Origin of the sequence: Petrotoga olearia DSM 13574 (assembly GCF_002895525.1) — a bacterium.
Taxonomy (GTDB): domain Bacteria; phylum Thermotogota; class Thermotogae; order Petrotogales; family Petrotogaceae; genus Petrotoga; species Petrotoga olearia.
This window is the reverse complement of record NZ_AZRL01000003.1, coordinates 114,943-136,405: the sequence shown is the minus strand read 5'-3', so window position 1 is coordinate 136,405 and position 21,463 is coordinate 114,943. Positions and strand designations below refer to the sequence as shown.

22 protein-coding genes and 1 riboswitch are annotated in these 21,463 nt (G+C 34.9%); of the genes, 21 read left to right on the top strand and 1 reads right to left on the bottom strand.

Annotated elements, in window-relative coordinates; genetic code table 11:
- Positions 1–12: 12 nt before the first annotated feature.
- The 3 genes from fliW to X929_RS01045 all read left to right on the top strand — a co-directional run bounded on the left by fliW (position 13) and on the right by X929_RS01045 (position 1,465).
- A complete protein-coding gene (gene fliW / locus X929_RS01055) occupies positions 13–486 on the top strand; it encodes a flagellar assembly protein FliW (RefSeq protein WP_103066218.1) in 474 nt (157 codons plus the stop codon).
- Between the two features lie 2 nt (positions 487–488).
- Positions 489–755, top strand: coding sequence for a carbon storage regulator (locus X929_RS01050; RefSeq protein ID WP_103066217.1), 267 nt, complete (start codon positions 489–491; stop codon positions 753–755).
- A gap of 341 nt (positions 756–1,096) precedes the next feature.
- Positions 1,097–1,465, top strand: coding sequence for a cupin domain-containing protein (locus X929_RS01045; protein ID WP_103066216.1), 369 nt, complete (start codon positions 1,097–1,099; stop codon positions 1,463–1,465).
- A gap of 70 nt (positions 1,466–1,535) precedes the next feature.
- Here the strand turns inward: X929_RS01045 and X929_RS01040 are convergent, their stop codons facing one another.
- On the bottom strand, positions 1,536–2,000 hold the full coding sequence (locus X929_RS01040; protein ID WP_103066215.1) for a chemotaxis protein CheW: 465 nt from the start codon (positions 1,998–2,000) through the stop codon (positions 1,536–1,538).
- Positions 2,001–2,283: 283 nt separating this feature from the next.
- Here X929_RS01040 and X929_RS01035 point away from each other — a divergent pair, with 283 nt between their 5' ends.
- From X929_RS01035 to X929_RS00950, 18 genes are all read left to right on the top strand, one after another.
- Positions 2,284–4,005 carry an LVIVD repeat-containing protein gene (locus tag X929_RS01035; protein WP_211286706.1) on the top strand — a complete coding sequence of 574 codons (1,722 nt, stop codon included), beginning with the start codon at positions 2,284–2,286 and terminating at the stop codon, positions 4,003–4,005.
- Between the two features lie 43 nt (positions 4,006–4,048).
- Positions 4,049–6,805 (top strand): formate dehydrogenase subunit alpha, encoded by a 2,757-nt coding sequence (fdhF, locus tag X929_RS01030; protein WP_103066213.1) that lies wholly within the window; start codon positions 4,049–4,051, stop codon positions 6,803–6,805.
- Positions 6,768–7,361: a molybdenum cofactor guanylyltransferase gene (locus X929_RS01025; RefSeq protein WP_103066212.1), complete on the top strand. Its 594-nt coding sequence runs from the start codon at positions 6,768–6,770 to the stop codon at positions 7,359–7,361. Before fdhF ends, X929_RS01025 begins: the two co-directional genes overlap by 38 nt.
- Positions 7,358–7,633, top strand: a complete 276-nt coding sequence (locus tag X929_RS01020; RefSeq protein WP_103066211.1) for a MoaD family protein — start codon at positions 7,358–7,360, stop codon at positions 7,631–7,633. The genes X929_RS01025 and X929_RS01020 overlap by 4 nt, the downstream gene beginning before the upstream one ends.
- A 1-nt stretch (position 7,634) precedes the next feature.
- Positions 7,635–8,306 (top strand): HesA/MoeB/ThiF family protein, encoded by a 672-nt coding sequence (locus X929_RS01015; RefSeq protein ID WP_103066210.1) that lies wholly within the window; start codon positions 7,635–7,637, stop codon positions 8,304–8,306.
- A 270-nt stretch (positions 8,307–8,576) separates the two neighbouring features.
- The gene (locus X929_RS01010) at positions 8,577–9,065 is read left to right on the top strand and encodes a 4Fe-4S dicluster domain-containing protein (RefSeq protein ID WP_103066209.1); all 489 of its coding nucleotides are present in this window, start codon (positions 8,577–8,579) and stop codon (positions 9,063–9,065) included.
- 1 nt (position 9,066) lies between these two features.
- The gene (locus tag X929_RS01005; RefSeq protein WP_103066208.1) at positions 9,067–10,881 is read left to right on the top strand and encodes an aldehyde ferredoxin oxidoreductase family protein; all 1,815 of its coding nucleotides are present in this window, start codon (positions 9,067–9,069) and stop codon (positions 10,879–10,881) included.
- Positions 10,878–12,110 (top strand): NAD(P)/FAD-dependent oxidoreductase, encoded by a 1,233-nt coding sequence (locus X929_RS01000; RefSeq protein WP_103066207.1) that lies wholly within the window; start codon positions 10,878–10,880, stop codon positions 12,108–12,110. The genes X929_RS01005 and X929_RS01000 overlap by 4 nt, the downstream gene beginning before the upstream one ends.
- 42 nt (positions 12,111–12,152) lie before the next feature.
- Positions 12,153–12,273, top strand: a riboswitch (molybdenum cofactor riboswitch).
- Between the two features lie 158 nt (positions 12,274–12,431).
- On the top strand, positions 12,432–13,397 hold the full coding sequence (gene wtpA, locus X929_RS00995) for a tungstate ABC transporter substrate-binding protein WtpA (protein WP_103066206.1): 966 nt from the start codon (positions 12,432–12,434) through the stop codon (positions 13,395–13,397).
- Positions 13,390–14,199: an ABC transporter permease gene (locus X929_RS00990; RefSeq protein WP_103066205.1), complete on the top strand. Its 810-nt coding sequence runs from the start codon at positions 13,390–13,392 to the stop codon at positions 14,197–14,199. Before wtpA ends, X929_RS00990 begins: the two co-directional genes overlap by 8 nt.
- Positions 14,192–15,235 (top strand): tungstate ABC transporter ATP-binding protein WtpC, encoded by a 1,044-nt coding sequence (gene wtpC / locus X929_RS00985; RefSeq protein ID WP_103066204.1) that lies wholly within the window; start codon positions 14,192–14,194, stop codon positions 15,233–15,235. Before X929_RS00990 ends, wtpC begins: the two co-directional genes overlap by 8 nt.
- Before the next feature lie 17 nt (positions 15,236–15,252).
- The gene (locus X929_RS00980; protein ID WP_103066203.1) at positions 15,253–15,864 is read left to right on the top strand and encodes a molybdopterin-guanine dinucleotide biosynthesis protein MobB; all 612 of its coding nucleotides are present in this window, start codon (positions 15,253–15,255) and stop codon (positions 15,862–15,864) included.
- A 15-nt stretch (positions 15,865–15,879) separates the two neighbouring features.
- Positions 15,880–17,115 carry a molybdopterin molybdotransferase MoeA gene (locus tag X929_RS00975; RefSeq protein ID WP_103066202.1) on the top strand — a complete coding sequence of 412 codons (1,236 nt, stop codon included), beginning with the start codon at positions 15,880–15,882 and terminating at the stop codon, positions 17,113–17,115.
- Positions 17,116–17,150: 35 nt separating this feature from the next.
- On the top strand, positions 17,151–19,049 hold the full coding sequence (locus tag X929_RS00970; protein ID WP_103066201.1) for a molybdopterin biosynthesis protein: 1,899 nt from the start codon (positions 17,151–17,153) through the stop codon (positions 19,047–19,049).
- Positions 19,050–19,067: 18 nt separating this feature from the next.
- The gene (moaA, locus tag X929_RS00965) at positions 19,068–20,039 is read left to right on the top strand and encodes a GTP 3',8-cyclase MoaA (RefSeq protein ID WP_103066200.1); all 972 of its coding nucleotides are present in this window, start codon (positions 19,068–19,070) and stop codon (positions 20,037–20,039) included.
- A 4-nt stretch (positions 20,040–20,043) separates the two neighbouring features.
- Positions 20,044–20,526, top strand: a complete 483-nt coding sequence (gene moaC / locus X929_RS00960) for a cyclic pyranopterin monophosphate synthase MoaC (RefSeq protein ID WP_103066199.1) — start codon at positions 20,044–20,046, stop codon at positions 20,524–20,526.
- Positions 20,504–20,953 (top strand): MOSC domain-containing protein, encoded by a 450-nt coding sequence (locus X929_RS00955; protein ID WP_211286705.1) that lies wholly within the window; start codon positions 20,504–20,506, stop codon positions 20,951–20,953. Before moaC ends, X929_RS00955 begins: the two co-directional genes overlap by 23 nt.
- 11 nt (positions 20,954–20,964) lie before the next feature.
- The gene (locus tag X929_RS00950) at positions 20,965–21,447 is read left to right on the top strand and encodes a MogA/MoaB family molybdenum cofactor biosynthesis protein (protein WP_103066198.1); all 483 of its coding nucleotides are present in this window, start codon (positions 20,965–20,967) and stop codon (positions 21,445–21,447) included.
- Positions 21,448–21,463: the final 16 nt, after the last annotated feature.

Genomic DNA, 21,463 nt, shown 5'->3' with positions numbered 1-21,463 from the left:
TTTTCAAAAACAATGATAAAAGAGTATGAAACGAAGTTGGGAAGTGTGAAAATAGAGACTGAGCGAACGATAACTTTTGAGTACGGTATCCCTGGTTTCGAAGATCTTAAACAGTTTGTTTTACTAGAACCTGAAGATACACATCCCATCATGTGGTTAGCTTCACTAGAAAATAATAATGTGGCTTTTCCAGTTACTTTTCCTCAGCTTATAAGAAGCGATTATCAGTTTACTCTTCCTCAAGATTTAACAGAATACTTGGGATTAGAGAAACCAGAAGATGCTATAATATTAAGTATATTAACTATACCTGAAAAAGAAGACGAAATAACTATAAATTTGGCTGCCCCAATTATTATTTCGCAAAAAAATCATAAAGGGATACAATATTTAATTGAAAGCGAAGAATACAAAATTAGACATCTTTTGAAGGAAGAATTGGAAAGAAGTAAGGTTATACTATCTGCTCAAAAAGATGGTGAATAGATTTGTTGATATTATCTAGAAAAATTGGCCAATCCATCGTAATACAAGCAGGAAATAGAAAAATAAAGCTTATTATGCTTGAACAAGATAATGGAAGTATAAAAATCGGTTTTGAGGCACCTAAAGAGATAAAAATTTATCGTGAAGAAGTGTATGAAGAAATCGTAAAGCAGAATAAAGCCGCATTGGAAAGCGATGTTAACAGGTTGAGAAAAATAAAAACTACTATCCCAAAACTAGTTAAAAGAGATGACAAACAAAATAGCTAGGTTAGACACTTTAGAAATAAAAAGATTTTCAAAAATAAGATTTTGATTTTAAAAGGGTTACAGGGCGGAGCCCTTTTGCTGATTTGTGCAAAACGCATTTATAATGCTTTAGAAACAATTTCCATATTCTCATTTGCGAAGCAAATGATGTTACGCGAACTTGGGGATCTTAAGAGGTTTATCCCTTAACGTTTGGGCGAAGGGGAGCTTAAGCAGATTGTATGTAACTTAGAATGATGGAGGTATTTTAAAAGTTTTTAAATTCTAGAATCATGGTTTAAAGTAGGTTCCAGAGTTTCGAAAGAAAGTATAGCTAGGTACAAGGGAGGGGAAAATCTAATATGACTCAAAAAAGAGCAATAATAGGTAAAGCAAAGGAAGTTAAACCTTTAATAATAAATAATGAAATGACTAAAGAGGTTGAAAAAAGAATATTAATAGGGAAAAGTAACTATGGGGCCCCTAATTTTGTTATGAGGTTATTTACCGTTAAACCCGGAGGGCACTCGCCTAGGCATTCTCATAGATGGGAACATGAAATATTTATAGTTAAAGGTAAGGCAGAGGTTTATGATGGAGAAAAATATAATATAGTTGAAGCTGGAAGTTTTGTTTACATTCCTGGAGGCATAGAGCACCAATTGAAGAACGCTGGAGATGAGGATTTGGAATTTATTTGTGTTATTCCAACCTCTGCAGATGAAGAATGAATTTTTAATAAAAAAGTGGCGTAATATAATAAATATATCGCCACTTTTTGTTTGCTTTATACAAACAACTCTAATTACTTATAACTTCGTCTATAGCAATCTTTTCTTCTTCAGTTATCAGTTTATCGATATCCAATATTACTAACATCCCATCTTCTAAACGAGCTATTCCACTTATAAAATCGGCTCCACGCATTCCACCTATATTAGGTTTTTCGTTTATTAAATTTGGGTCGATACTTCTAACGTTTTTCACATCGTCAACCATTATCCCAACACGTCTTTGATCGATTTTCAAAACTATTACTTTGGAGTGAGATTTGTCTTCAAAATTGGGCATTTTAAATTTTCTTCTCAGATTGATGATAGGTAGAACTTCTTCATTTCGATAATTTATTACACCTTCAAAATAGTCAGAGGCATTTGGTAATTTAGTGGTCTCTTCATACTCAATTACGGCATCCACATTCATAATATCGAGACCAAACTTTTCTTTACCAATGTTGAATGTGACTATTTTTAACTCAGATGGCATTTTTACTCCCCCTTTTTAAAATTAAAATTTTATTTCTAAAAATGTTTAATTTTAATTCAGTAAGTTTTAAAAAATTATATCATAAAAGTATTTAGAATAAAAGTTGTTTCTATGCTAAAGAAATTTAGAAAAAAGAAATATGTTATAATTTTAATATAATTATTAAAAATTTTATTACTTTGGGGTGTAACCCATGCGCAAGATTAGTAAGAATTATAATGTTTTAGGCTTTTTAATTGTTTTGATTTTGATAATGTTTTCACTTGTAATACTTTACATTCGAATGGCAAAAGAAAAAACGGTTCAAGGAACTGCTACTCAAGTAAAAGATTTTACTAATTTAGTTGTTCAAGAGCAAATTTCTACCTCAGTAGTAGGTGCCGAATATGGGGTAATAATAGGAGGTTACGAAGGATTTTATGTTTTTGATGGTGAAAAGAAAGAAATAATTGCTTCAGTAACAACCGGTAGTTATGTTAACGATGCTCAGATTTATGGAGATTATCTTTATCTTGTTGACAGAGAGGGATTAAAAATTTATGATTTTTCAGATCCTCAAGAACTAATTTTGTTAAATTCTTACTCCACATTTGGTGATTCTTTATCGGTTACAACGAATGGAGAATTAGTATTTGTTGCGGATGGTGAAAATGGTTTGATAAGCTTTGATCTGAAAGATAAAGTGTATATAAGATTAAAAGAGCATATTCGTTTACCGGGTATGGTAACCCGAGTTGAAATGTTTGAAAATTATTTATTTGTAATTGGTCCAGGTTTAGGAATAAAAGTTTATGAAATCAACGAAAATCAAACTCTTCAAGAGATTAATTATTATGATAAGTTTATATCACCTAGAATGTTTACTTTCAATAATGAATTTTTTGTGGTGAACGATGATTTATTGGGTATACATATATTTAAAATCAAAGATTTGATCAACGACAAAAATTATGATTTGAAGCCGTTGTATGTATGGAATGATGATGTTTATTCTATGCAATTATTGGATGAATCTTTGTACTTCTCTACGAATAACGGTGTATACAAAAGAAATTTGGAATCTTTAGAAACTCAAGAGATTATTACTGGACAATTTTCTAGACCAAATATTTTGATAAAAGGCGGGTATATATACTTAACGAATAATGAGAACGGGCTGTATATTTATGATTTAGATACCAAAAAACTACTTAAGTATGTTAATACAGTTAACTCAATTTTTGATTTTGTTGTATTAGAATCAGGGGTATTAATTAACGAAGGAGGAAAGATAGTTTACCTAGATAAACAAAAAGGAAAATTATGGGAGAAAAGGTATACGGGAAGTTTGATAAAAGGTAAGAAAGGTTTTTATGAGGTAAGTGGAAATATGGTCCATTTTTATGATGCTAAGAATACAACCACCAAAAGTTTTCCTGAAAACATCAAACGTATAAAAGAAACACAAGAAGGAGTGTTCGTTATTGCTGAAGAGAATATATATTCTTTCTTTGATGGAACAAAGGTGTTTGCAGGAAAGGCACAAGATATAGAAATTATTGATAACATTGCGTATATAGCTGAGGGAGATAAGATAATAGAATTTAACTTTTTGACCGGAAAAAGTAGCTTTAAATTTTATTCAAAAGATTATATTGATCAAATTCATTCCTCTTCTGATGGGTTTATCCTATTAACGGAAAAAGGAGTCTTTCGAACAGACTTTAATTTTAACATCATAGATTATTTTAGTTTTGATTATTCTCCCGATATAATTACTCTAAATGAAAAATATATATTTTATTCTATAGGCTCACAATTGACGATTGTTGATGTGTCAAATTTTGGTTTGAATAGAATGATTAATTCAGATCTTCCAATTTTAAGTATGGATTATAAATATAGATATCTTTACATTTTTTACCCTTCAAAAGGAATAAGGAGATATAATATTACAGATAAACTTCAACTAGTTGATGAAGAAGTTATAGTAAATATTTTCACCGCTAAGAATATGGTTTTTTGATATAGAAGTTTTGTAAATTTGATAATGAAAGGGGTTTTATGTTTTGATAGTTACGATAAATCATAAAAATTACGAAGCTGAGGCAGGTCAAACTATACTCCAGGTTGCAAAACAAAACGATATCTATATCCCCACCATATGTCATAGCCCACATTTATCCGACTTAGGTTCTTGTAGAATGTGTTTGGTAGAATTGGAAAATAATCATAAATTAGTAGCTTCTTGTGTTACTCCAGTAGCTGATGAGATGAGGATTTTAACGGATAGCAAAAGGGTTAACGAAACTAGAAAGACTGTTGTAGATCTGCTTGTTTCTGATCATCCATTAGATTGTATGATATGTGAAGCTAATGGGAACTGTGTTCTTCAAGATCTCGCTTACGAATATGGAATTAAAGCATCAACCTTCGGAACAAAGAAATTCCCACGTTTTGAGATAAAAGCCGAGAATGAATTTATACAACTGGATCCAGATAAATGTGTACTTTGTGGTAAATGTGTACGGACCTGTAAGGAGATTCAAATGTGTAACGTATTGGACTTTGTCAATAGAGGTTTTGAAACTAAAGTTAGCCCTTCCTTTGGTGAAGATCTGGGAGGCAAGGACTCTTCGTGTGTCTTTTGTGGGCAATGTGTTGAAATGTGCCCGACAGGGGCTCTCACTTATATTTCTTCGAAAGGAAAAGGACGTTATTACGAATTGAAGAAAACTATAACGATTTGTCCTTACTGTGGGGTTGGTTGTCAATTAGAACTTAGAACTAAAGATAATAAGATAATTCAAGTTGGTTCAGTTTACAATGAAAACTCTCCAAATCCTAATGGAGAAAGCTGTGTGAAAGGCCGCTTTGGTTATGATTTTGTCAATCACCCTGATAGATTGACTGATCCTTTGATAAAGAGAAACGGCCATTTCGAAAAAGTTGGTTGGGAAGAAGCCTTGGATTATGTTGCAGAAAAACTTTTGAATATAAAAGAAAAGTATGGAAGTGATTCAATAGGTGGATTAAGTTCAGCAAAATGTACAATCGAAGAGAACTATATTATGCAAAAATTTATGAGAGCTGTAATTGGGACGAATTCTGTAGATCACTGTGCCAGACTTTGTCATGCATCTACTGTTGTTGGATTAGGAATGGCATTTGGTTCAGGAGCCATGACCAACTCTATATCAGAAATAGAGGGAAGTGATGTAATATTTGTGATAGGTTCAAATCCAACAGAGAATCACCCGGTAATTGGGAGCAAGATTAAAAGGGCAAAAAAAAACGGTACACATTTAATAGTAGCAGATCCTCGAAAGATAGAACTTTCTGAGATTGCTGACATTTCATTGCAACAGAAGCCAGGGACAGATGTGGCTTTAATAAATGGAATGATGAATGTAATTATCAACGAAGGGTTACTTGATAAAAAGTTTATTGAAGAAAGAACGGAAGGATTTGAAAGCTTTATAAAGATAATAGAAAGTTATACACCCTCTAAAGTATCCCATATTACAGGAGTGCCAGCGGATAAGATAATCGAAGCTGCTAAAATGTACGGATCAGCCAAAAAAGCAGCCATATATTTTGCTATGGGAATAACTCAACATAAATACGGAACTAATAACGTGCTTTCGCTTACGAATCTTGCACTCTTAACTGGGAACGTTGGTTTTGAAAGTACGGGAGTCAATCCATTAAGGGGACAAAACAACGTTCAAGGTGCTTGTGATGTAGGGGCTTTGCCTGATGTTTATCCTGGTTATCAAAAAGTCAATGATCCTAAAATTAAAGAAAAGTTTGAGAATTATTGGGGTGTAGAGTTAACTGATAGAGAAGGATTGACTTTAACAGAAATGTTTGAAGAAGCTGGTAAAAAGGTAAAGGCTCTCTATATAATGGGTGAGAATCCTTTTTTATCTGATCCCGATCAAGATCATGTTAAAAAAGCTCTAAAAAGTTTGGATTTTTTAATAGTTCAAGATATTTTCTTAACTGAAACCGCTCAGTTTGCAGATGTGGTATTGCCGGCCGCATCATTTGCCGAAAAAGAAGGTACGTTTACAAATACCGAACGACGCATACAAAGGGTGAGAAAAGCTATCAATTCTCCTGGAAGGGCTAAAGCAGATTGGGAGATATTAGCTTCTTTAGCTAATAAAATGGGCTATGAAATGAAATATAACTCACCTTCTGAAATCATGGATGAGATTGCACGAGTATCAAAATTATATGGCGGAATAAGTTATGAGCGATTGGAAAAAGAAGGTTTGCAATGGCCTTGTCCTGATAGTAATCATCCAGGTACAAAATATTTGCATAAGGATGGTTTTTCTCGCGGGAAAGGCAAATTTTTTCCAGTTGAGTTTACTCCGCCAGAAAAAGAAGCTGATGAAAAGTACAATTTTATATTAATGACAGGAAGGATGTTATACCATTTCCATACAGGTACTATGACCAGGCGATCCTATCCTATTGACAAGCATGAACCAGACTCATACGTTGAAATAAATATAGAAGATGCAAGAAAATTAGGGATCAAAGGCAAAGATAAAGTTAGGATAACTTCTCGTCAGGGAACAATTGAAACCTATGCAAAAGTTGGAGAAAGAGTTAAACCAGGTCAACTTTTCATGCCTTTTCACTATGCGGAAAGTCCAGCCAATAAACTTACCAATCGTGTTTATGATTCAAAAGCAAAGATACCTGAATTAAAAATAACCCCAGTTAAATTAGAAAAAGTTGAAAAAAGAGTTTCACAAAGAGAGGTTTTGATTGATGAACGCTATGCTTCTATCAGGAGGCAAGAGCAGTAGATTTGGAACTAACAAAGCATTGGAATCTGTTAACGGAAGACCTTTGATAGAACAGATCGTCCAAAGCCTAAAAAATGCATTTGAAAAAGTTTACATAATAGGGAACGTAAAAGAGTATGCGTTTTTGCAAGATGTATTTTTTTGTGAGGATATAATACCAAATAAAGGTCCGTTAGGTGGTTTGCTTACTGGTTTAACCTGTTCTGATAGCGAGTACAACTTTTTAACGGCTTGTGATATGCCCTTTTTAACAAATGAGTTTTTTGAATTTGTAAAGTTACAAAAGAAAGATTATGATGTTCTTGTGCCCGAGTACAATTCTTACCTTGAACCACTTGCTGCTGTTTATAGCAAAAAATGTTTGCCTTTTATCAGTGCTTCACTAGAAAAAAATCAATTGAAGTTGAAAAGTTTTTTCCCTAAAGTACAGGTTAGAATAATAAAAGAAAACGTAATAAAAGAAATTGGAGTACCGGAAAGATTGTTTTTCAATATAAATTATAAGGAAGATATTGAAAAAATGGAAATGAATATGGAAAGGAGTGAAAAGATTTGAAAATAAAATTCTTTTCCCTTATAAAGTTTGATTTGAACAAGGATGAAGTTGATTATCAATTATCAGGCTCAAAATCCGTTAAAGAAATAATAAAATTATTGGATCGTGAGTTTGATAATTATTTTAATAGAAAACTACTAAAAGGCGGGGAACTTAAAAGCGGTACCATTATATTATTAAACGGAAGAAATATTCTCCATTTACAAGGTCTGGATACGTTGGTAGAAAATAAAGACGAAATAACGATCTTTCCACCTTCTGGAGGAGGATGAAATGGATTACTTGGAAAGACAAAAAATGTTGTTCACAGAAGAAGAGGCTCTAAGGTTAAAACAAGCCGTTGTTTATATTGGAGGAGTTGGAGGGCTTGGAACTCACCAGGCTTTGGAGTTACAAAGGGTCGGTGTAAAAAAAATATATTTGGTGGATTATGATAAGGTTGAGCTTTCTAATTTAAACCGTCAAGTATTATATGGTAAGGAAAGCATTGGTGAGTACAAAGTCGATCAAGCTAAAAAAACTCTTGAATCTTTTAACTTGCCAACGATAATAGAAACAAAGGTAGAAAAAATTTCGGAAGAAAGTAATATACCAAAAGATGTGGACGTTATATTAGACGCTCTTGATAATTTCGAAACGAGATATATTCTTGAACAACTTGCTTGGGAATCCAACGTTCCTTATATACATGCAGGGGTTAATCAATGGTATGGTCAATTGACAACCATAATACCGGGTAAAACTTTGTCTTTAAAAGACATATTCGGAGAAAAAGATACAAGAAATGAGAAGGTCTCCACTATCTCACCTGTGGTATCGATCATGGCATCTCTTCAAGTAATCGAGACAATTAAAGTAATAATTGGAAAAAAAGATACGCTAGACAACAAATTATTACTAGTGGATTTAAAGGATTATTCCGTTGAAATAATTAACCTTCGATGAAAAAATAGAAATTTCATTCCTCTATTAATCCTTGCTCTTCAAGATAACAAAAAAACACTCATTTACAAGGAATTGTCTTCTAATTGAAAATAATCTCCCCTAAACGCTTCTAATTGTCAATAAATCGAATTGATATTTTTTAACATAAGAGTTAAAATAATTGTAGCTTAAATTTTCAAAAACTTAGTTTTTGATGTAACAAAGTGTTTGTTTTTTTCAAGTAACCACAGTTTAGTTAACATTCTTAAAACTATGAAAGGAGGAGCGTATATGAGGGTATTGATGTTGGATCAGGCAAAATGTACGGGATGTAGAGCATGTGAGTATGCTTGTTCTTTTGAACATACTGGAAAGTTTAACCCCCTTGACTCTCGAATCAAGGTAAATGAGTTTTGGGAAGATTTAACCTTCGTCCCAAGTGTTTGCCTGCAGTGTGAGAGAGCGTATTGTGAAGAAGTATGTCCTACTTCTGCATTGACTAAGAACCCTGAAACAGGTGTGGTAGAACTTGAAAAAGAAAAATGTATCGGATGTAAACAGTGTATTGTGGCATGTCCATGGGGATCCATAAAGTTGGACCATACAGGCAAAGAGGTTATAAAATGCGATAACTGTGGTGGAGATCCAGCGTGTATAAAAGTTTGTTACCCAGACGCTTTGTCTTACGAAGAGGTAGAAGATATCACAAATGTGAAAGTATTGGAAACTGCCACCCGCCTTAAAGAAATCGCAAAGGATTTAGTAAAGGGGGGAGCTTAAAATGATAAAAGGTGGGTTCAAAGGTAAATTATTGAGAGTAAACCTAACCACTAAAGAAGTAAAAAGTGAAGCACTGAATGAAGAATGGGCGAAGAAATACTTAGGAGGCAGAGGATATGGGACTCGCTTGATGCTTGAAGAAATAGATCCAAAGGTAGATCCTCTCTCCGAAGAAAATAAGGTTATTTTCGCCACAGGTCCTTTAGATGGAACATTAGCTCCTTCTTCTGGAAGAACTATGGTAATCACAAAAGGTCCCTTGAATGGAGCTATTGCGTCTTCAAATGCAGGTGGACATTTTGGACCTGCTTTGAAACATGCCGGTTACGATATGATAGTTGTTGAAGGTAAATCATCCGAACCTGTTTATATATGGATCAACAAAGGTAAAGTAGAAATCAGATTCGCAAGGGAAATATGGGGGAAATTAGCTGACGAAAGTGATGAACTAATTAGAGAGCAAACACATCCCTTGGCTGAAACAATGACGATTGGGCCTGCGGGAGAAAAACTATCTCGTATCTCTAGCGTAATGTTCAACGGTCATAGGGCTTCTGGAAGAACCGGTGTTGGTGCCGCAGTTGGTAGCAAAAATCTAAAAGGTATAGCCGTCAGAGGTAATGAAGATACTACAGTGGCTGATCCTGAAGCTTTTATGAAAGCAGTTTATAAGGCTAGAGATATTTTGAGTAAAGACGCCTTTGCCGGGCAAGGAGCTGCTATGTTAGGTACCGCAATGTTGGTCAATGTTATTAATGGTGTCGGTGGACTTCCAACTAATAATGCCCAAGATGCTTTTTTCCCAGAGGCAAATAAAATCAGTGGAGAAACTTTAAGAGAGAACCATCTTATTAGAAATGAAGGCTGTGCAGAATGTCCAATAGCTTGTGGTAGAGTAACGGTGGTAAAAAGTGGACCATATAAGGGTAATATTGGAGGAGGTCCAGAATACGAATCAATTTGGTCATTTGGAGCAATGTGCGGTGTTTCAGATCTTGATGCGGTGATAAGTGCGAATCATCTTTGTGACAAATATGGAATCGATACTATTTCTCTGGGTTCTACGATCGCCTGTGCCATGGAATTGTACGAAAAAGGATATATGCCCAAGGAAGATGCCCCCTTTGAACTTAGATTTGGCTCAGGAGAAGCTATGTTAAAAGCCGTGGAATTAGCATGCAAGCAAGAAGGAGATTTTGGTAAATTGTTGGCTCAAGGCTCCTATCGTTTTGCCGAACATTATGGTCATCCGGAACTTTCTATGTCGGCAAAGAAACAAGAGTTCCCAGCTTATGATCCAAGGGCTATCAAAGGTATGGGCCTTGAATATGCTACTAGTAATCGTGGTGCTTGCCATGTCAGAGGATATGGAACAGCCGTAGAAGTATTGGGAGATGCCGATCAGTACGCTTATGAAGGTAAAGCAGCTTTAATCAAAACTTTACAAGATCTGACAGCTGCACTTGATTCTTCTGGAATATGTTTGTTCACGACTTTTGGTCTAAGTGCTAATGAGTTAGCCGAGATGGTGTCTACTGCAACAGGTTTTCCAATAGATGCCCAAGAATTCATGAAAATTGGAGAAAGAATTTGGAATATTGAAAAGATTTTCAATCTCAAAGCTGGTTTTACAAGGCAGGATGATACATTACCACCAAGAATATTAAGTGAACCAATCAAAACAGGTCCTTCGAAAGGACATGTAGAAGAGCTTGGAAAGATGTTGGATGAGTACTATCAGTTAAGAGGATGGGATAAAAACAGCGTCCCTACAGACGAAAAACTTAAAGAATTGGAGGTCCAGATTTTAAAATGAGATACCTTATCGTTGGAGCTAGTGCAGCAGGCTTAAATGCCGCTCGAACATTAGAATCTCTGGATCCTCAAGGAGAAATAACTATATTATCCGCTGAAGAAGTATTCCCCTACAGTAAGATGTCTCTGCCGTATTTATTGTCAAATAAATTGAAAAAAAGAGATTATCTGTTTCTTCCCTCTCCCTCTAAGGCTAATCTTATGCTTGGGCAAAGAGTTGTGGACATTGACGTTGAAAGAAAAAAGGTAGAAACTGGACAAAACAAAACATTTTCTTACGATAAATTGTTGATAACAACTGGAGCGGAACCGTATGTTCCAGATATGGAGTTAGAAGGATCCCCGCTAGTGCTAACGGTGAGAAATCTTTCAGATATGGATAAATTGAAAGATAAATTGAACAAAAGTGACGTTAAAAGAGTTATACTTTCTGGTGCGGGATTGGTTAATTCTGAGATCGCTGATGCCTTAGCGGAACTTAATATACCTGGTACTTTTGTTATAAGGTCACATAGGATGTTATCTCAGATTGTTGATGAAGAAGGCTCTGAATTTATTGCCGAAAGGGCAAGAGAAAACGGAATGGAGTTAATCACTGGTGAAAGCATAGCGAAGGTTCAAGAAGAAGGAGATCACGCAAACATCTTTCTCACATCAGGTAAAGTAATTCAAGGTAGTTGTGTAGTTGTAGGAAAAGGAGTTAGACCGAGTATAGACTTTCTTGAAAGAACGCCTATTAAATGTAACACCGGTATCTTGGTAAACGAATATATGGAAACCTCCGTTAAAGATGTTTATGCAGCAGGAGACGTAACAGAATCCAAAGACTTGATTTCAGATGAATATGAAATGCATGCCTTGTGGCCTGTTGCGATGGAACAGTCAAGGATAGCTGCCACCAATATGGTAGGTTATTCTTGGAAATATCCCAAAGAAGTATCTAGAAACATAGTCAATTTATTTGGAGAAGTTGTTTTCACTGGGGGTATTAGTAAAGAAGATGCATACGAGGTTTATAAGGAAAAAGAAGGTAGAAGTTACCACAAAATTTTGGTTAGAGATGGTAAACTTGTTGGTTTTATCTTTGTTGGAAGCGTTCTAAATCCTGGAGTTTATTTAGCAGCGATGAAAAATCAATGGGATGTAAGCCATCTATTGAATGAAGCAATAAAAGGTGCGTTAAGTTATTCGATGTTTAAGGCTCCAATGAGAGAAGTTGTGAATATATAACTTTAATATTCAAGTTCTTTTGAAAACAATTTTTTTATATATATTTTATAACGTCTTCGATCTATGTTACCTACGGATTTATTCTATGGTGATTTAGACGATAGGGTATAGAAGGAAACTTCTATGCCTCCCGAATTTGGAAAGGAGACACATTATGAACCGGTGTCTTCACACGCCGGTTTTTTCATTTTTTTTGTCATTAATTTTTTTAAACTGTTCTCCTTTCCTCAATCTTCTAGGTTGGTTACGCGTTACACGGCAAAGGTTTGCTAAAGTAAGTTTTTAAGTTCAGAAAAAAATTTAGAGAAGGGAGAAAAAATTATGAAAAATCTTTATAAGTGCACATTTATGTTATTTGTTTTTTTATTTGCAACGTTGATGATGGGTGAAGAGATAGGTGGGGAAATTATAGTTTTCCATGCAGGATCTTTAAGCGTTCCCTTTGCACAAATTGAAAAAGCGTTTGAAAGTCAGTATCCAGGAACAGATGTTATTAGGGAAACAGCAGGAAGTATAGAAGCTGTTAGAAAGGTCACCGATCTGGGAAGAGAAGCGGACGTTATAGGTTCAGCGGATTATACCGTCATCGAAAATCTGATGATCCCAGAGTATACAGAATGGTACATAAATTTTGCCAACAACGAGATGGTGATAATGTACACAGAAGATTCTCGTTACAAATATGAGATTAATTCGGACAATTGGTATGAGATTCTTTTGCGTCCAGATGTTGAGTATGGTCATTCGGATCCAAATGCTGATCCTTGTGGATACAGAAGCCAGATTGTTTGGAAATTGGCAGAAAAATATTATGGGGTGGATAATCTATATCAAAAACTCGCTGATAACCGTCCACTAAAAAATGTTAGACCAAAAGAAACAGATTTAATCGCACTATTAGAGGTGGGAGAGCTTGATTATATTTTCATCTACAAGTCTGTAGCATTGCAACATCAAATGCCCTACGTGGAATTACCAGAACAAATTAATTTGAAAAGTACAAAGTATGCCGATTTTTATGCAACTGCTTCTTTTGATGTAACGGGCAAAGAGCCAGGTGGGATGATAACACAAGTAGGCCAACCTATGGTTTATGCATTAACCATTCCTAAGAATGCCCCGAATCCAAAGGGAGCAATTGCTTTCATTAAATTCGTTGTTGACCCACAAGGACGAGCCATCATGGAAGAAAATGGGCAACCCCCAATTATTCCCCCAGAAGGTGTAAACATTGAAAAAGCTCCCCAGGAGATTCAAGACTTCTTAAAAGGTGGAGCGAATGATTAAAAAAGCATGGTTCGAATTAATACTTAGTTTTTTGGGGATACTATTGTTGTTTTTCATAGCTGCCCCTGTAGCCAAGCTTATCTTTGGAGTTGAGCCAAAAGTTCTTATTGACACTGTAAAGGAAGAAGAAGTTTACAGTTCCATATTGCTTACTTTCAGTGCATCGTTGGTTGCAACTTTAATTTCTATATTGTTAGGGGTGCCTTTGGCTTATTTGCTTGCTCGTAAAAATTTTTTTGGTAAGTCTTTTGTTGAAAGTTTAATAGATATCCCCGTTATAATACCACATACAGCCGCTGGAATAGCGCTTTTAACAGTTTTCGGCCGTAGATTTTTTCTAGGAAGGTTCTTCTCAATATTTGGAATAGAATTCGTCGGCGAATTTGCAGGAATAGTCGTTGCAATGATGTTTGTTAGTATGCCTTTTTTGGTAAACGAAGTTAAAGAAGGGTTCAGATCTATTGATGTTAAGCTTGAAAAGGTTGCTAGAAGTTTGGGTTCGTCCCCTGCTCGAACTTTCTTCAAAGTATCGCTACCTTTGAATTTTAACCATTTAATCTCTGGTTCACTTATGATGTGGGCAAGAGGATTATCTGAATTTGGAGCGGTTGTTATATTAGCTTATCATCCAATGACGGCTTCAGTGCTTATTTACGAGAGGTTTACTTCTTTTGGGTTGAAGTATTCGGGCCCTGTTGCAGCCATCATGGTTATAACAAGTCTCATTGTATTTATCTTTTTAACACTCATAAACAGAAAGAATTCAGTGGAAGGTAGAGAGAGGGAAAACGAACTTGATTAAAATCGCCAATATATCGAAGAGATTTAAAAAGTTTTCTTTAGAAGATATCAATTTGAATATAGAAAATAATGAGTATTTTGTGATTTTAGGGCCAACAGGTGTAGGTAAAACAGTGATTCTTGAGATTATAGCAGGTTTAATAAAACCCGACTTTGGGGATGTGTTTATCGGTGAGAAAAGAATTACAAATTTACCTCCTGAAGAGAGAAATATTGGAATGGTTTATCAAGATTACAAGCTTTTTCCACATCTGAATGTGGAAGAGAATATAGTTTTTGGATTAAAATCGAGGAGAGTTAAAAAAGATGAAATTAGATATCTATTAAACAACATAGTAGAGCTTTTTCACATAGAACATTTACTCACAAGAAAAACAAAGAATCTAAGTGGCGGAGAGAAGCAAAGAGTTGCTCTTGCTAGGGCTTTAATTACTTCTCCACAAATTCTTTTGTTAGATGAACCTTTAAGTGCTTTGGATCCTCAAACAAAAGAAAAATTTATAGAAGATTTGAAAAACTTGCACAAACAACTCAAGACGACTACTGTTCATGTAACACATAATTTTAACGAAGCATTTTCTTTAGCGGATAAAATTGCTATAATGAAAGATGGGAAGATTATTCAAGATGGAAATTCAAAAGAGGTGTTCAACAAACCGAATTCTGATTTTGTTGCTCAATTCACAGGGGTTAGAAATATTTTTAGAGGAGAAATAGTAAAAGATGATTCTGATACCTATGTTTCAGTAAATGGATTGAAAATAAGGGTGGCCACTGAAAAGAAAGGGAACGTTAATATCTCTATCAGACCTGAAGATATATTGTTATCTATAAATCCTCTTGATTCAAGCGCTAGGAATGTTTTCCCTGGAGTGATAAAGCAGATTTATGAACAATTATCTATAGTTCATATTACTGTGGATATCGGTATTCCTTTGGTGGTGTACATAACAAGGCAGTCATTGAAAGAGTTGAATTTAGTAGAAAATAAAAAGGTTTTTGTTACATTCAAAGCCTCTGCGGTTCATGTTTACTAAGATAGGAGGAGCTTTTTTTGGTTATTATTGTTGTTAGTGGAAAATCGAGTAATGTAGGCAAATCTACTTTAATTTCACAAATGATAAAGAATTTAAACTGTCACGTTGGAGTGATAAAAACATCTCTCCATAAAACTAATAGGGAAATAGAAGTTACGGATGATTCTTCAATTATCAATGAGAAAGGTAAAGATACTGCGTTTTTTAAAAAATCTGGAGCTCAAAATGTAATCTTACTAAAAACAAATTATGAAGGATTGTTGGAAGGTTATAGAAGGGCACGCAAGTTATTGGATGAGGATATTGAATATTTGATCATTGAAGGAAACAGCATCTTGGATTTTATTCGACCAACTTTGGTTATTTACATCGATTCTGGTGATTCACAAGAGAAAGAATCGGCAATTAAAGCCAAGGGTAAAGCCGATATTATAATCGATAGAGAAAACCTTGAAAAATTAATCAATGATGGAAACAGTATGAAATTCAAGATTAATTTTGAACAAGTGAGTTGTTTCAACGCTCACGTTATCTGTAAGGCATTGAATATCAAATTACCTAAATTTGGGAAAATGTTGGATGATCAAAATATCAAAGTTCGGTACTGTCAGCTTGGTTTATTCAAATAGAGACGGAGGTTAAGTATGTCTGAATTCTTGCATTTAAATACTCCAGAAATGTTTTGGGAAATTGTTGATAAAAACCTAAGTATCAGCTCGTTACCATCAGAAACGATAAACTTTAAAGGGTCAAATGGCCGAATTTTAGCTGAGGATTTATTTTCTCCCATTGATCTTCCACCTTTTAGCCGATCAACTGTTGATGGTTTCGCTGTGAAAGCGGAGGATACTTTTGGGGCTTCAGAAAGTATGCCTATCTATCTGAATGTTAAAGGTGAAGTGTTTATGGGGCAAGAAGCAAAAATAAGGGTAGACGCTGGTGAAACTGTAAAAATTCCAACTGGTGGAATGTTGCCAGAAGGATCAAATGCTGTCGTTATGATAGAATACGTTGATTACGTTGGCGAAAAAATGATTGAAGTCAATCGTTCTGTTGGAGTTGGTGAAAACGTAATTTACAAAGGTGAAGATATTTCCAAAGGAAAGGCACTTTTAAATAAATATCATAAGATCAGGCCACAGGATGTAGGAGCTCTAGCTGGACTTGGAATAACCGATGTTGTAGTTTATAAAAAACCAAAAGTAGCTGTAATTGCTACAGGAGACGAATTAGTCTCCCCAGAAAATGTTCCTGGAGTAGGTGAAATCAGGGATATAAATAGTTACACGATTGGAACAACATTAGAAGAAGTAGGTGCAGAAATTAGATACGTTGGGATAATTCCAGATAAATTTGATTTTTTGGGGAAAAAAATAAAAAACAATTTAGATTGTGACTTGATTTTGATCTCTGGGGGTAGTTCTGTAGGAGTCAAAGACATGACGGTGGAAGTTCTAAATTCTTTGGGGAAACCTGGTGTATTGTCTCAGGGAATTACTATAAAGCCTGGTAAACCTACGATTTTTGCGGTAATTGAAGGCAAGCCTATTTTAGGCTTACCTGGCCACCCTTCATCATCCTTTATCATTACCCAAGTGATTGTTAAACCATTGGTAGAAAAGATAATGGGTATAAAAGAAAAAAGCATAAAATGTAATATTAAAGCAAAGTTAAGTAGAAATCTGGATTCTGATAAAGGGAGAGAAGAGTATGTCCCAGTTCGATTGATTGAAAATACCGAAAAAAATTACATTGCTGAGCCATTAGTCGGCGAATCAGCAATGATATCAACATTTGTTTATGCCGACGGTTATATAATAATAGAAGCTAACAAAGAAGGACTCAATAAAGATGAAACGGTAGATGTCTATTTATACTAATTCTGGCAGTAAATTGAATTCAAGAAGGTGGATAAATGAGTAAAATATATTTAGAAAAAGTCTCTTTAGAAAAAGCTATGGATGAATATTTTAAAATTTTTAAAGACTATTCTGTTGAAACAGAAAATATTAAAGTTGAAAATTCTAACGGTAGAATTACAGCAGAAGCTATATATGCAAAAAGGTTTGGGCCACACTATTATGCATCCGCAATGGATGGCATAGCGGTTAAAGCTTCAAATACATATGGAGCCAGTAAAACGAATTCATTAATGTTGAAAAAAGGGTTAGATGCAGTTATAGTTGATACTGGGGATCCGATACCAGAAGGATTTAATGCGGTTATAAAAATAGAAGAAATAAATGATGAAGGCGATTTTTACATTATAGAAAAAAGTGCTACACCATGGCAAAATATTAGAGCTATTGGAGAAAGTGTGATGAAAGGTCAATTAATGTTCCCCGTAAATCATATGATACGGCCTTATGATGTGGGAGCTTTATTAGAAGCAGGTGTGAAAGAAATTAATGTCAAAAAAAAGCCTTTGATAGGGATCATTCCAACGGGTGATGAAATTATTCCCCCCAATCAGGAACCAGGAAAAGGTCAACTTGTGGATTTCAATTCGACTATGATGAAGATTTATGGTGAACAGTGGGGAGCAAAAGTTTCAATTACAGAGATCCTTCCCGACAAATATGAAAATCTCAAGAAAAAGGTGTTGGATGAGGTAGAAAAAAACGATATTTTGATCATTATAGCTGGTTCTTCTGCCGGTAGGGAAGATTACACTGAGAAAATTTTAAATGAGGTAGGAAGAGTTGTTGTACATGGAATTAACATAATGCCAGGTAAACCTGTTATTCTTGGTATTATAAAAGGCAAGCCGGTGATTGGTATACCTGGTTATCCTCTCTCTGCGTTGTTGAATTATTATATTTTTGTACGGACACTTGTGTATCAGATGTTAAATTTGGACGTTCCAGAAATGCCATATATAAATGCAGTTGTTCGTAGAAAAGTTCCTTCACAAGTTGGCTTGGAAGAATTTTTAAGGGTTAATTTAGCCTTTATTGACGGAGAATACGTAGCGGTTCCTCGAAAAAGGGGATCGGCTGCCATGGAGTCACTGGTGAATGCAGACGGTATTATGCCTGTCCCAGAAAAATCTGAAGGAATAGGTATCAATGAAAAAGTGAAAATATATATTTTAAAACCCATCTTCTCGATTTCAAAAAACGTGTTGTTCATTGGGAGTCACGATTATTCATTAGACATATTGGTTAATGAAATAAAATCTCAAAAACTTGGATTTCACTTTAACATTCAATCTGTAGGGAGTATGGGGGGTTTGATGTCGCTAAAAAGGGGTGAGTGCCATTTGGCAGGAGCCCACCTTTTGGATCCAAAAAGTGGAACGTACAATAAAACTTACGTTAAAGAGATCTTAGCAGAAAAAAAGGTAACGATGGTGAATTTAATTTGGAGACAACAGGGTTTAATTGTACCAAAAGGTAACCCTTTAGGATTGGGAAAGATAGAGGATTTAAGCCGTCCGGATATTAACTTCATCAATAGACAGAAAGGTTCAGGCACGCGCGTACTACTAGATTATTGGTTGAACAAAAAGGGAATACCTTCAAAATCAATTAGAGGATATGAGAGAGAAGAATTCACCCATACTGCTGTTGCAGCGGCGGTTGCAAATAAATCTGCAGATGTAGGATTAGGGATAAAGGCAGCTGCCGATGCTATGGATTTGGATTTTATACCTCTTTTAGAAGAAAGATATGATTTTATAATTTCAACTGACTTTCTACAAGATATCAGGATGAAGAAAATTCTAAAGCTTATTAATTCTGAAAAGTTTAAAAGCCAAGTAATTGTATTAGGTGGTTATAGAACAGATAATACAGGTGAAATAATGTCATAAAAGGAGAGTTCAATTATAATGATTGATAAATATGGAAGAAGTATCGATTATCTTAGAGTATCCATAACAGATAGATGTAATCTACGTTGTATTTATTGTATGCCACCTAAGGGTGTAACTTTCAAGCCTCACAGCAGTATTCTACGATACGAAGAAATAATCAAAATTGTTGAAGTAGGTACTAAACTTGGTATAAAAAAAGTTCGTATCACTGGTGGTGAACCTCTTGTTCGAGAAGGAGTAGTAGATTTAATCAAAAAGTTGAGGGAAATTCCTGCACTTGAAGATATTACTATGACAACTAATGGCGTCCTTCTGCCAAAATATGCTTTTGCTTTGAAAAGGGCGGGTTTGTCTAGGGTTAACATAAGTCTTGATTCTTTAAATGCTGATATCTATAAAACAATTACTCGAAGGGACGAGTTTTCACAAGCAATTGAAGGGATAAAAGCTGCACTTGAAGCTGCCTTGGGTTCAGTAAAGATCAATACAGTTGTAATGAAGGGCCTCAACGATACTGAATTGGAAAGTTTCGTTAATCTCACAATAGATAGAGATCTACATGTGAGATTTATTGAATATATGCCTATGGGTGAAACAAGCCTTCTTTCTGGTAATTATTATGTCTCTCTGAACGAATTCAAGGAAAAAATTATCAATAAGACGGGTATGGTACCTGCCAATATAAAAAACAATGGTCCTTCAAAGGATTTCAAAGTCCCTGGGGCAATTGGGACTGTAGGGTTTATTACGGCTATTAGTCATAACTTTTGTTCAACATGTAATCGAGTGAGATTAACCGCTGATGGATTTTTGAGGCCTTGTCTTGCCAGCGATGTTGAAGTAAATATGCGTGGCGAAGATGGGAAGATCTCTACAAAAAGCTTGAGGGAAAAGTTTGAAAAAGCTCTTCTACTTAAACCCATTAGTCACAACTTTTACAAAAATAATTTCTTCCCGAAGAAAAATATGTCTCAAATTGGAGGATGAATATATGAAAGAATTTACTCATATAGATGAAAAAGGTAAAGCAAAGATGGTTGATGTTACAGATAAAGATGAAACCAAAAGAGAAGCCATAGCCTATGGACAAATAAAGCTAAAAGAATCAACCCTTGAAAGGGTAAAGAATGGTCAGATAGAAAAAGGAGCTGTTTTAGAAACCGCAAGAGTGGCTGGAATTATGGGTGTTAAGAAAACAGCTGAGTTAATCCCAATGTGTCACCCTTTACTGATAACGGGTATAGATATAAAATTTGAATTTGAAAATGCTACAACTTTAGGTATCTACGCAACGGTGAGGACAAGAGGTAAAACTGGGGTTGAAATGGAAGCATTTACTGGTGTTTCAATAGCAGCTTTAACTGTATACGATATGTGTAAGGCTGTAGATAAAGATATGGTGATTAAAAATATAAAATTAATGAAAAAGACGGGAGGTAAAAGTGGGACTTATGTTAGAGAAAACGATGAGTAAAGAAGGTAAAGTTATCAAAGTTTGTAAATGTGAAAAAAGAGGGATGCTCAAAAAAACACAAGATAAAATCAACATTATAACTAACTATGGCGTAGAAGGTGACTATCATGCAGGAAGGAGTCACAGACAAGTTAGTCTGTTGGGCATTGAAAGCCTTGAAAAGATAGTAAAAGAGAGGGATATAAATTTAAAAGATGGATATTGCAACTTCGCACAGAATATAACCATAAAAGGGATAGAATTGTATAAATATCCTGTGGGAACCAAATTTAGAGTAGGTGAAAGTGTGTTACTTGAAATTACCGAAATAGGGAAAGCAGGAGAATTCAATCCTGACAATATAATGCTGACAGAGGGGATTTTCGCCAAAGTTTTAGAAGGTGGAATCGTCGTTCCCGGTGATGAATTAACAATTGTATCAGAGTAGGGGGAAAAGTAATGATTAAAGTAGCAATAATAACTATAAGTGATAAAGGCTCAAAGGGTTTAAGACAAGACAAAAGTGGTGAATTACTAATTAAGATGGTTGAAGAGGAAGGTTGGATTAAAACTCTTTACCTAATAATTCCAGATGAAAAAGTAGAAATAGAACAAAAATTAAAAGAAATAGCTGACAATAATATTGCAGACTTAATACTCACAACAGGAGGAACGGGTTTTGCTCCAAGAGACGTTACCCCAGAGGCTACGAAAAACATTATCGAAAAAGAGGTTCCAGGAATTCCAGAAAAAATCAGATATGCCACAGGGAAGAATACTCCAATGGCATATCTTTCTAGAGGAGTTTGTGGCATTAGAAAATTTACTTTAATTATCAATTTTCCAGGTAGTACTAAGGCGGTTAAAGAATGTTTTGAAGCTGTTAAAGATCTTATCCCACACGGAATTAATATTCTAAAGAGTGAGATAACAGAACATTAGTAATAAAAAAATGCCA